The following is a 12938-nucleotide window of genomic DNA, read 5'->3' on the forward strand; positions in this document are numbered from 1 at the left end:
TGAGCGGTAATCTTTCTTGGCTTACAAGCTTGGTTAAATTTCCTAAGAGGGCTCATTTGGCTTCACATCATTCATTATTAAACCACCACCGACATTTTGAACGAGTTGGTCCTGACTACCGTAATGGTGATTCGGTGAGCTTTTTAGACATTAAACACACCTTTGGTTTAAACCATATTAGAGTAGGTAAATGGGTCAACCGTACAGAGTCTGCATTAGCGGCTAACTTGATATTTGATTCTTTAGCCGATTTGGCCAATATATTACGGGTTCCACCAGAACTTATTGGTTTACGCGGGAGTTTACGTTTCGCTTTTGGCCATGGCGGTCAAAAAGGTGTTCAGGCACATTATTCGCCCGCCTATCGTGAACTGGCTTTAGCTAAAAATGCAGGCGCTGGTGCGCTTGCTCATGAGTTTTGGCATGCGTTTGATCACTACATAGCAGACAAAATGTTTACGGATGAGCAGCTATTAAACCCTTACTCTTCAAATGTATCTTTAGCTAGCACACGCATTAATAATAGCAGCATAAACCCTTTCTCTTGTGCCAGTGACCTTTGGTTAGCCGATAAACCTTTAGTCGTGCATCCGCTTAATCAGCAACTTTCTAAGTTATTTGAAGTCACTTTCTTAACCAATACCAGTTCAGATCCCCAAACCGCTTTACCCCATGACTATGTTCGACGCTCAATTGCATTAGACAAACTGCAAAATAGCCAATATTTTTCTAAGCCAACCGAAATGATGGCCCGTGCATTTGAAGCAAGTATCGAAATGTATTCCCAAACCCATGCTGAAATTTCCAATCCATACTTGGTGAATAGCACGATTAACTCACCATTAGCTAAGCATGGTGCTTATCCGGATTCGCAGCATTGTGCTGATATTTATCAAGCATTAATGACATATTTTGAACCACTTGGAATCGCGTTTGATAAACAGAGTGGTTAATCAATAAGGATTGCTTACAGACACTTGGGGTGAATCTAAGACTTTGATATGGAGCTAATAACACTGTGCTTAGGTAACAAGAATAATATTAGGTTAATCATCGTATGACGGCATCATTGTTTTGTAGGTTTACTTGCTTAATTTCCCTCCCAAAATTGATTTAATTACCCATAAATGACTAACGGCGGCTTATCTGTGTGTATGAACGTCAAGTCATGACATGCTAATTTTTAGCGGTTTAAGCTGATGACTAACTCTAAGAGACACGACTATTGTGTGGCACATTGAAGATGTATATTAATCAACAGATATGACTAGGCCTATATGTAATATATTGTATTAATGTATTTATTCCTGTTCATCCTATTCGTAATCGATTGTTTGTCTAGTGGGGTAAACATACTTAACCATGACTTCTATGTAAATATTGTGTTGTCTTTGTTTGTTTTATGTTGATAGATGTATACTGGTATGATAGGTTGACTGTATAATGTTTGGTGCACGGATATTATACATTTAATCATTAGTGGTAGTTAAGACAGAAAATATGAACTCAGTTATATATTAAAATTAAAACTCAAAGAGGGAAGTCATGGATATCAATCAAAGAAGATTTTGTCGCACAGCATTATCAATATGCATTGCTGCTTTACTTAGTCCAGCTGTCATGGCTGCTGAAGAAGTTAAAGAAAACGTCGAACGCATAGCGGTAACGGGTTCTAACATATTTAAAGGCAGTGCTAACGTTTCATCATCTGCGCCGATTACTGAAATTAGTAAAGAGAGTATTGAAGGTGTTGCGTCAATTTCAATTGGTGATGTATTAAGCAGAATTCCATCGGTAACTGCGGCGATTAATGGCTCAAGCGATAACGTCTCTCTGGGTGGTGCAGGCAGTAACGTAGGTGTCTCTACCACATCATTGCGTAATTTAGGTTCTGCACGTACTTTAGTTTTAGTTAATGGGCGTCGCTATGTATCGGGTGTGTCTGCCAATACAGGCTATGGTGTTGATTTAAATTCTATTCCAACTGCTATTATTGAGCGTGTTGATGTATTAACCGGTGGTCAATCAGCTATTTATGGTTCTGATGCGATTGCTGGTGTGATTAATATTATCACTAAAAAGAATTTTGAAGGTGCAGAGTTTAATGCCTTTGCAGCAGATTCTTCTGAAGGTGGAGCTGAAAGACAAAATATCGATTTCACCTATGGAAAAAACTTTGATACCGGCAATGCATGGGTCTCTGCGGGCTACGCTAACCAAGATGTTTTAAATTCATCTGATAGAGATTTTTCAAAATATGAAATGAGATTCGTTGATACCAATGGTGATGGTATAAGAGATTCAATCGCTAGGCGTGATGGTCCTGGCCATGTTGATGGTGGCTCTTTAGGTTATGGCGATTTAAAGATCTTTGGAAATGGTGATCCATTTAATACCAATCAACCTTTACTTGACGCTAACTATCAGCCTATCGGAGAGTCAGATTGGGATAATCAACATGCTAATCGTACCTTAGTTACCCCGTACCAGCGTTTCAATATTGCCTCGGGTGTGACTTTCGATATTTCTGAAAAATCCACTTTCGAGCTAGAGTTAAACTATGCACAAACTCAAGCTAGAGTTGATTTAGAAGAGGCTCCAATTGATGTTGTGAACAATATTTTTCGAAGAGGTGACGGTGGTACTACAGGTATTGATGTAGCCACAAGCCCATATTTTGTCGGTAGTAGTGCAGGGCAACAACTGCTAGCCGTTATGGGGGGCAATACTTCTCTTGATGGCGTATCGACAAATAGACGTACCTTTGAATTTGGTAATCGCTTAACTGAGAATCAACGTGACACGTTTCGAGTAGCAGGTAGCTATACCTATTATTTAGATAATGGCATGGATTGGCAAACTGGTGCGACTTACGGCATAACCTCACAGCAGCAACAAAATAGCGGTGACTTTAGTATTCCTCATATGCAACAAGCAGTAACTATTGAAGAAGATGGTAATGGTGGCTATCAATGTGCTGATGCCATTGCAAGAATTTATGGCTGTTTACCGGTTAACCCATTTGGTACCACAGACAGCTTAGCGGGCCAAGCGGGTATTGTAGGGTTTTCTGAAGAGGCGATGAAATATCTTGCCGTTAGTACGGGGCAAACCGCTAAAGTTGAACAGTTTGTCGCTAACAGTGTCGTTTCAGGTGAATTAGATTTTGCGGTTGGTGAAGATAATGTTGGCTTTGCTGCGGGTGTTGAATATCGAAAAGAATCAGCCGTTGAAAATCCTGATAGTTTCCGTCAGTTAGGTATTACTCGCGAAGGTCCAGTTCAGCCTATCGATGGCAGCTTTGATGTTGCTGAAGTCTTTGGTGAGCTTTACGTTCCTGTAGTTGATTGGCTTAATGTTAGCCTTGCTGCAAGAATCGGAAATTATTCTACTATTGGTACCACATCCACTTACCGTTTAGGTATCGATGCACCTATTCACGATATGTTCCGTGTCCGTGCTAGCCAATCAAGTTCAGTTCGTGCTCCTAATATTAACGATATTTTCTCTACCGGAACGACCAGTGTTGCTAACCCAACTATAGATGTCTGTAATGGTGCTAGCAATACTGGTACTTCTAATACTGATGTGAACTGTTCCTCTATTGCAGCTATTTCAGATCGCATGGATACAGATGCTAACGGCCAGTATATCTTAGTGGGTTCAGAGACGAATAATACCCTAGTATCACAAAGTGGTTCACCGGATTTAAAAGCAGAAACCGCGGACTCATTAACCTTAGGTTTTGTGGTGACACCGTTAGATAATTTATCTGTTTCATTAGATTATTACGCTATCGAAATTGAAGACGGTATTACAACCATTACTCCCGATATTATGGTTAAACGTTGTTATGATGCTGATCCATCAACATTTGACGCAACCTGTGGTGGCAAAGTGTCTCGTGATGTTAATGACGGTCCAATATTGAATATTTATTCGACGTCAATAAATGCTGATACTATTTCAACCAGTGGCGTTGATCTGGAAGTAGCTTATTTCCTCGATAACTTCAATTTGAACTTTATTGCTAACTATCTAGGAGAATATGAAATTGATACTCCTACAGGTAAAATCGATAATTTAGGTAGAACATTATTCCCAGAGTTTCGTTATACAGTGAATGCTTCATATGACATTACAGAAGATTTTAATCTTTTTGCCCAGATGACATATCGCGCTGAAACTCAAGGTGTTCTTGGAGAAACGACTTTGTCTGACGACCTCAACACAATGGATGCTGTTTATTATGTTGATGTAAGAGCAAGCTACCAAGTTAACGATGCGGTAAATGTATATATTGGTTCAAATAACTTGCTTGACCAGCAACCTGATATTCAAGCGACCAGTGCGGCAGTTGGCACTAATACATCACCTCAAGCTTATGATGTTATTGGGCGCCAATTATTTGCTGGTGTTAAAGTTAAATTCTAAACAAATAGGTGGGCGCACTATAAAGAGTACGTAGTGGCCTAAAGGCCATCGAGGATTATGGCTCATCATCCTCGATGGCTGCTCATTCAGGCAGTTAAGCTTTGTTAAAACCTAATCATTACAGATTAGGTTTTAATTTTTACTGTTATAGCCATTATAATTTTTGATTTTATGATAACTAAGGAGCGGGCATTGAAGCTTGTTGATCATATTTTATTATTACCGCTAATAATAAGCTTATTTGCTAACGCTAACGCTAACGCGCTACAAGCTGTCGGAGACCTATCTGAACAAGATTATCTTTCGTTAACCAAAAAACCACAAATTTCATGGCAACAAATCGGCCAGTTACCTGCGCCGCAAGGGTATACAGAGTCTATCGGGATTTCAGGGGCTTATAGTGCTTTTATAGGTGACTATCTTATTGTGGCTGGGGGAGCGAACTTCCCCAATGGTCATCCATTTTTTGATCAAGGAGCAAAGGTTTTTTACTCAGATATTTTCGTTTTTGATGTCAATGATGGGAAACTTAATAAGATCGCCCATGGTCACTTACCCATGAAATCCGGTCATGGTGCCACTGTGGTGGTGGGTAATAGCCTTTATTTAATCGGCGGTAAAAATAATCAACAAGCGTTTGATTCAATCATTAAACTGACGTTAGATAAGACTCAGAAACCTATTGTTGAAGTTATAGGCCGCTTACCTTTCACTTGGTCATCAGGTGGTGCAGCATGGCAAAGTGATGCCTTATATCTCTTCGCGGGTAAGCAAAATGACCAAGTGAGTAATCAAGTCTGTAAGTATTCTTTTATCACTGCAAAGTGCATTGATGCTAGCACTACGCCGCCTGTTCCTGGGTTAATGCGATCTGACTTTCCCGCGATACACCATCATAATCATTTTTATGTTTTTGGCGGTTTGAATTTATCGGCAGGAAAAGATCATTATGTATTAACCGATGCTTATGTTTTTGATTTTAAAAAATTGAGATGGAAAATATTAGCCCCCATCACCCTTGATAAAAAACCATTTTCTGTCGTTGGTGGTGGTGTTGCATCGCTTGAAAATGGTCAGTTAGTATTACTTGGTGGTGTTAATCGAGAGATTTTTAATAATGCGATTTTGCAATTAACCACACTTAAAGGGAATGATTTAAGGGCGTTTAACCAAGACTATTTTAGCTTAAGTGAAGCTGATATTAACTTTAGTCGCCACCAAGTAACCTATAATATTGCTAATGACTCATGGGATGTATTATCTGATGATGTGCCATTTTGGGGCGGGGCAGGGCCGTTAACCATTAGCCAAAATGGTCATCGTCTATATTGGATTTCAGGAGAAATAAAACCAGTTATTCGCAGTCCTAATGTTTATTTAGGCCTGTTGAGTCAAACTACTCAATAGTTTAAGTAAACTTTTTTAGCAGGACTTTGGGTATAAAGTACCAGGGACTCTTTTCATTAAGTGTCTATATTGTAGAGCGACTCGCCCCTGGTGCATATTATCGCCTTTTTTAAGTTATTCATTATAAAATAGAGTGAGTTAATCTGCCGTGCACTCTTTTCCTACCTTGTAATACATTACCTTCCTACTATCTGATTTTATTTTTTAGTCTCTCATTCAATTTTTAAATTGAATGCCTCCTCAATTTATTCTCCTTCTGAAAATATGAATAGCAAATTATATGTGTTGTACCGTTGTGCTGTTATACCAAAAAATGCTTGTGTGTTTTTTGTTCTCATGCTTTTATAGGGTAATGGTATGACAGGTTGGTGTGTAATAAGTTGTGATGTGATGTGCCCACTATTTATACAGAAAACGCGGCTGGCAGAAGTATGTAGATTCAGCATTAGTAAAATAACTCTTATAAAAAGGTTACATTAATTATGATAAAAATAATTAAACTATTTTTGGTATTTATCAGTGTATATAGTTTTATATGCACTGATGTTTATGCAGACAATATTGTCGCAAAATTCGATGCGAGTAACTCAGTAAGTCCAATATCTCAAGGGTGGAGTGATTTTACTAATGCTCAGGCAGTTGGCTCAACAGAGCAAGACTTAGGCGCAACAGTTTGGAAGGCCGATGGTACGTCAGGAAGATCACAGTGGAACATAGTCCCAAATACACAACAAAACGCAGATGCGAACGCCAAAGGTTGGAAAATGACATGGACGAGTCGGCTTGATTCGGGCGGTTATATTACTGATTATTACTCAAATGGTGCATTACGGTTTTTACCTATTCTAAGTATTAATGCAAGTGGTGATTTAATAGTATCACTTGTGGGCGGCGGCACTCATATCTTAGTCAGCAATTCAGGTTCAGCTGCTTATCATGACTATGCTGTTGAATACGATGCGACTAAACAATTAGCCACCTTTAGTTTTGATGGTGTTGTCATTGAATCAGCTTGGGCTGGTGAGAGCAGCAGTCAGAATATGATTGCCTGGGGTAATGGGTCTTCAAATATTAATGGTATTGCTTATTACAAAAGTGTTGCCTTTACTATTAAGGCTAGTGCTTTACCCCGCAAAGCTAACATTGTTGCCCAATGGGACACCTCAGAGTTAATTTTCGATGGTGCAACTCAGTTTTTAGCTATTGAGGCCGACTTACCCTCGGTGAAAATGTTAACTCAAGGAAGTATCTATACCCAATTTAAAGCAACAGGGACTACAGCGACTATCTTCAGTGCTTCAAATACCGCAGAGGGTTCTAGTGAGTTTGCACTTTTAATCAATAGTGATGGTACTTTACGTATCCATGCTCGTGAGAATGGTGTGTTCGTTAATGATGCAAAAACCACCACCACCTACAATAATAATCAAGACCATAAAGCCTTGATTATGGTTAATGCAAATGGCACAAAAATATATGTTGATGGGGTCCTTCAATTTTCAGACAGTACGAGTCATTTTATAAGCTCAGTAACCGAGTTAGATACGATGAGTATTGGGCGTAACTTCGATAATACAGGTGGTCAGTGGTATTTTAGTGGTTCTGTATTCGAGACTCGTATTTACGATGACGTATTTACTGCGAAACAAGCTGAAACTTTAACCAGTTTATCCAATGTTGTAGCAGTGTTTGATGCGAGTATTGACACTAATCCAACCGCTGTGGGTTGGACAAATGACTCTGCTGGATCAGGTACTGGTTCGTTAGTTACCGACCAAAACCAAACCGCCTGGAAGGCTAATGGTACTAATGGGCGTGCTGAATGGGAGATTTTGCCAAGCTTACAAGTTAATAATGATGCGAGCACCCTAGGCTGGAAAATGACTACAACAAGCCGCATAGTGTCAGGTAGTGCTATATCTGACTATTATGCCAATGGTTCACAACGTTTTTTAGCTTTATTAAGCATTAATGCTAATGGTGATTTAATTGCAAATCTTGAAGGTGGTGGCAACCATACTTTGGTCCCCGCAACCGGTGCTCAGCAATATCATACTTATGAAATTGCCTATGATGTAGCCACTGCATTAGCGAGTTTTAGTTTTGATGGCACTCTGATTGAGGAGTGGGCAGGTTCAGCCAGTAATCAAAATGTCATTGTTTGGGGGAATGGTTCTTCTGGTACTAATGGTATTGCTAATTACCGATATGTCAGTTTCGAAACGTTTGGTCGTGGTCCCGAAATATTTGAAAGTGTTGTTTTTCAAGGAGGCCAAGAAGGGAATGATGGGATGAGTCATTACCGTATACCTTCGATGGTGCAATCTGGTGATGGTTCATTACTTGCTTTTATTGAAGGTCGCCCTAGTGGCGGTGACCCAGGACAAACTGGTCAAATTAATATCTCGATGAAACGCTCAATAGACAAAGGCCGTACTTGGTTACCGGTACAAATTATTGATCAAAACCCCTCTTATGACTATTCAGACCCTAGGCCTTTTATTGATAAAGCGACTAATACGGTTTATGTATTTTATGTTCAGTGGCCAGATCTATGCGCTCAAAATGGTAATTGTGTTGGACCCAACGATGCTAATTATATCTTCTATCGCACAAGTCGCGATAACGGTGTGACTTGGGGTGAACCTATTGATGTTACTGCGCAAATTAAAGATCCTACTTGGCGCTCAATTAATCCAGGTCCAGGTCAAGGCATTCAATTACAGTGGCAAACCGTTGCTCAAGGAAACCATAATAGTCGATTAATTTTTCCTGCAATTGTGCGTGCAGGAAACAGTAATTTTTATGTGGCGACTGTATTTAGCGACGATAGCGGTGCAACTTGGCAAAAAGGCAGTTTCACGCCAGTTTCTGGACCTACCGAAGCTGATATGGTTGAGCTAAGCGATGGTACTTTATTGTTGAGTGCCCGAAATGATGGCGGCGCAGCAGGTACGCGTTATCACTTTTTAAGTCATGATGCTGGAGTCACTTGGGTGCAAACATCTCACGATCTTGTTGTATCTAAAGTTGATATTGGTCTCACTCGATATTCAGCGGTGCGTTCAGGTGATATTGAAGATCGTATTCTTGTCTCTGCACCTATGGGGACCTCTTCAGGTCCGAATCGCAATAATCTGGCTATATGGTCAAGCTTGGATGAAGGTGTAACTTTTGGTACGCCGCACCAATTGGTCTATGGCGTGAGTGCATATTCCGATATTGTTAGTTTACATGATGGATCAATAGGTATTATTTATGAGGCTACAGGCAGTACCTTATTGAAGTTTATTAATGTTGAACTTGAACAAATTAAATAAATTTTATCGATAACGCATGAGAGATGAAGAAGGTGTTTAGTAATCCAATTACTGAACACCTTTTTTATATTTTGATCTGACAATGAAGCAAAGTGATCATGGCAGCGCAGTGATCAAAAGTGATACGGTAAACTTTATTAGGTGTTATAGATGTTAAAATGATGATTGGGGTCTATTATAAAACAAAGGACTTCTCGGGTTTATCTTAGTATGAAATCAATCAAGCTAGGCATTGTGCCTCCTCAGCAATATGTTCTCAATGATTCGCTTCACCAATTGTTTGACGCTGTAAACATTGTTTCGGTGCAAGGATACGATGAAGAACGGCGGGTGATCTATTGGAATGTGGGCAGTGAGTTACTTTATGGTTACAGTAAAGAAGAAGCATTAGGACAAAAGCTAGAAGATCTCATTATTCCTCCCTCTATGCGTGAGTTAGTGATTACTGCGCATCATAATTGGATAACACAAGGAACAAAAATTCCTGCATCAGAAATTACCCTATGCCATAAAAATGGCAGTGATGTCAGTGTGTTTTCAAGCCATGTACTGTTTATTAACCAATATAATAAAAAACAAATGTACTGTCTTGATGTTAATTTAGCCGATGTTAAGCATGCTCAATCCCAGGCTGAATTTAAAGATCATATGCTGAAGACGATCATTGAGGCCTTACCTGATTTATTTTTCTTGATGGAAATGGACGGGACTATCATTGATTACCATGGGGCAGATCAAAAAAATCTCTTCGTTGCACCCAGTCAGTTTATCGGCAAACGCATGACTGACCTTTTACCTGATGAGGCTGTGAGTAAGTTTCAAGCTCATATAGATAAAGTATTACATCAACACGGAATGACTACCTTTGAATATGAGTTAAATATGCCCCAAGGATTAGTTTATTTCGAGGCAAGGTTGAGCTATCTAGCTTCATATAATCAAATTGTGGCAATTATTCGTGATATTAGTGAACAATATAAATCAGCCGAAATCATCCGTAAACAGGCATATTTTGATGCCTTAACCTCATTACCCAATCGTTTCTTAGCACTGGACCGTTTATCACAAATGCTGCTTGAGTCTGAGAGAAATGATGAGCAAACAGCGGTACTTTTTCTTGATTTAGATGATTTCAAAAAAGTGAATGACTCATTAGGACATGAAGTCGGTGATAAAGTGTTAATCGAGTCAGCCAATAGATTAAAGCAAACTCTGCGAGAAGCCGATATTGTCGGTCGTTTAGGCGGTGATGAGTTTATCGTGTTATTGCGTGGTATCAAAGAGCAGCATGATGCGTTAGTTATTACTGACAATTTGCTCAAAGCCTTTAGAGCACCCTTTATCATAGATGGTAGGGAGTTAATGCTGACGGTCAGTATTGGCGTTGCCATTTACCCTGAAAATGGCCTCTGTGCCTCTGATTTGCTGCGTAATGCCGATACAGCCATGTATCGAGCCAAAGATTTAGGACGTAATACTAGTTCGTTTTTCTCTAAAGAAATGAATGCCATGATGATCCGCCGCTTTAAAATTGAAGAACAAATGCATGGCGCATTGGAGCGTAATGAATTTGAATTATATTACCAACCCCAATTTGATGTTAAAAAAAGACAGATTACCGGTGCAGAAGCACTGTTGCGTTGGCACAATTCAACACTGGGTAATGTTACTCCTGATGAATTTATCCCTATTGCTGAACATACCGGCTTGATTGTACCAATTGGGCGATTTGTACTGAAACAAGCGTTGCACTTTTTACATCAATGGCAAAATATTTATCAACAAAAATATACTATGGCAGTTAATTTGTCTCCGCGTCAATTTAGGGATGCAGAGCTGCTGAGTGTAATCACAAATGCGATTATTGATGCTAATGTAAGTGCCGAAGATTTGGAACTTGAAATTACTGAAGGCGTGTTAATGATTGGCCAATCACAAATTCATGATGCTTTGGTTAAAATTAATGCGTTGGGCATAAAATTATCAATGGATGATTTTGGTACAGGTTATTCATCTTTAAGTTATTTAAGGCAATATGACTTTGATGTATTAAAAATTGACCGTAGCTTTATTAATGGCATACCGTTAAATAAAGCCGATTGTGAATTAGTCAATGCCATTATTTCCATGGCGCATAGTTTAGGGCTGACAGTGGTTGCCGAAGGTGTTGAAACACTCGAACAACTAACATTGTTAGATAAATTGGGCTGTGATTTAGTACAGGGCTATTATTTTAGTAAACCTATACCAGCAAAGCTATTCCTCGATTTTGCTGCCAATTATAATCTAAAAAAATAGCGATAAGCACTAAGTCGTATGTTGATATAACGCCGTCATATTTACGTCAAGATGTAAAAGTTCATCTACTTCCCAAAGCTATTTTTGAGGCTTAAAATATCAAATCTTTTGAAAAAAAGATAATAACAATTGTTGTAAATAAGCCATTTAAATACATCGCTAAGACTGAAATTTCAGCACCTTGCTCACTAATTGCTAATAAGTAAATACGATGAATTTACCAAAAACCTAATACGATTCAATGAAGCTGCTGTATATTGCCCAAGTTTTAAGCCACTCTTGATAGCGTTAGACGCTCAGGTAATAATGACAATCACTAAAGTTAGATTACCACTTTATCTAGCAAAGTGATTAAGCTTTTAATGTAGGAAACACGTTCGGTAACGCTAGCTTTATTAGGGCTTATTGATATTTTTCCGCCGATAAAATCAAGCTGATTATAATGACATTGCTGTAACGATAGTTCGATTTGTTCTAAGGTTAAACAAGATCCTTGGGCAAAACTTGGAATATTAAACGCTTGTGCTGGTGGCATATGGGTATCTTTCCATTGGCCATATGGCCCCTCAAGCCCTGAGGCACCAGAAAATATAATTCCTTTTAATAAACCGCTATTATAGGCCTGCTTAATATGCTGTAATGGCCCAGCAGAGCTGCGGGTTTCTATCGCTGAACGTCCCCAATTTATACTAATACCAATGTCACTGTTGAGCTTGCTATTAACATGCTTAATAGCGGTAATTTCATCTTCTAGTAACATAAAGCCTTTTTCGGCTTCTTGTCCGGCAATGTGCGCATCACAATGTTCAATCACTAATTTTGCCCCATCCCAATCCCAAGACTGCATGGTTTCAAGAGATGCTTGCAATGCTTCAATAGATGAGTGCGTGGCAGGGCTAATTTTCGGCGAGGTGTGTATTTTTATAAAGCTGACAGCCTGTCTATCTAAGTAGTTATTTAGTTCTAATATGGCTTGTTGTGCTAGTTGATAAAAAGACAGTGCCGACAGTCTGCCTTCTTCTTTTGTTGAGGCGATACCAAAGTGAGGATTTTTAGCGAGACTGCTCATTACCCCAGGGATAGAAGTGAAGATAAACTGCCAGTTTTTATCGATGCTTTTGAGAAACCACTCATCGTCATATGGATGGAGTCGCCCAACAAAGGGATGCTCAATACCACTAATCTTATTCAGTGACTTGAGCTGTTGGTAATACTGAGTTTCTAATTCTTGCTGCCATTGCTCGGTAGAGGGAGCGGTGGCGTATGCGCCAATAATATATTTCATTTAATCTCCGCCAGATATTAGGACACCAATAAAAGTAAGTATGCTGTTATACCATTACACCTTTGTAGTTGCAATCTAACTTGACTGATTTTTATTAGGATAGATTTAGCCTTTAGGTTATAGGTGTTAAAACTCAGTTTTTTCAATACACCTCATTTTGAATCGTTTACCAAGTAGGTATTAATTAAATAATA

Annotated in this window: 6 protein-coding genes; 5 read left to right on the forward strand and 1 reads right to left on the reverse strand. The window is 39.1% G+C overall.

Features of this window, described 5'->3' with window-relative positions:
* Nucleotides 1-56: 56 nt before the first annotated feature.
* The 5 genes from ACRWP9_RS06340 (at nt 57) to ACRWP9_RS06360 (ending at nt 11459) form a co-directional block, all read left to right on the forward strand.
* Nucleotides 57-953 (forward strand): CLCA_X family protein, encoded by an 897-nt coding sequence (locus tag ACRWP9_RS06340; protein ID WP_434928413.1) that lies wholly within the window; start codon nt 57-59, stop codon nt 951-953.
* A 592-nt stretch (nt 954-1545) separates the two neighbouring features.
* Nucleotides 1546-4434 carry a TonB-dependent receptor domain-containing protein gene (locus tag ACRWP9_RS06345; RefSeq protein WP_434928414.1) on the forward strand — a complete coding sequence of 963 codons (2889 nt, stop codon included), beginning with the start codon at nt 1546-1548 and terminating at the stop codon, nt 4432-4434.
* Between the two features lie 192 nt (nt 4435-4626).
* Complete coding sequence (locus ACRWP9_RS06350; RefSeq protein WP_434928415.1) at nt 4627-5841, forward strand: Kelch repeat-containing protein; 1215 nt, start codon at nt 4627-4629, stop codon at nt 5839-5841.
* Between the two features lie 482 nt (nt 5842-6323).
* Entirely contained in the window at nt 6324-9161 is a 2838-nt protein-coding gene (locus ACRWP9_RS06355; protein ID WP_434928416.1) for an exo-alpha-sialidase, read from the forward strand.
* A gap of 210 nt (nt 9162-9371) precedes the next feature.
* Nucleotides 9372-11459, forward strand: coding sequence for an EAL domain-containing protein (locus tag ACRWP9_RS06360; protein WP_434928417.1), 2088 nt, complete (start codon nt 9372-9374; stop codon nt 11457-11459).
* A 322-nt stretch (nt 11460-11781) separates the two neighbouring features.
* On the opposite strand, the gene ACRWP9_RS06365 is transcribed toward ACRWP9_RS06360, so the two are convergent.
* Entirely contained in the window at nt 11782-12744 is a 963-nt protein-coding gene (locus ACRWP9_RS06365; protein WP_434928418.1) for a DUF4862 family protein, read from the reverse strand.
* Nucleotides 12745-12938 lie beyond the last annotated feature (194 nt).

The organism is Shewanella sp. HL-SH2, from assembly GCF_051164935.1.
Classification (GTDB): Bacteria; Pseudomonadota; Gammaproteobacteria; order Enterobacterales; family Shewanellaceae; genus Shewanella; species Shewanella glacialimarina.

Bases quoted from the DNA above. Each gene is read 5' to 3' on its own strand.
- ACRWP9_RS06345 (WP_434928414.1), top strand. From the start codon at position 1,546: ATGGATATCAATCAAAGAAGATTTTGTCGCACAGCATTATCAATATGC.
- ACRWP9_RS06355 (WP_434928416.1), top strand. From the start codon at position 6,324: ATGATAAAAATAATTAAACTATTTTTGGTATTTATCAGTGTATATAGT.
- ACRWP9_RS06360 (WP_434928417.1), top strand. From the start codon at position 9,372: ATGAAATCAATCAAGCTAGGCATTGTGCCTCCTCAGCAATATGTTCTC.
- ACRWP9_RS06365 (WP_434928418.1), bottom strand. From the start codon at position 12,744: ATGAAATATATTATTGGCGCATACGCCACCGCTCCCTCTACCGAGCAA.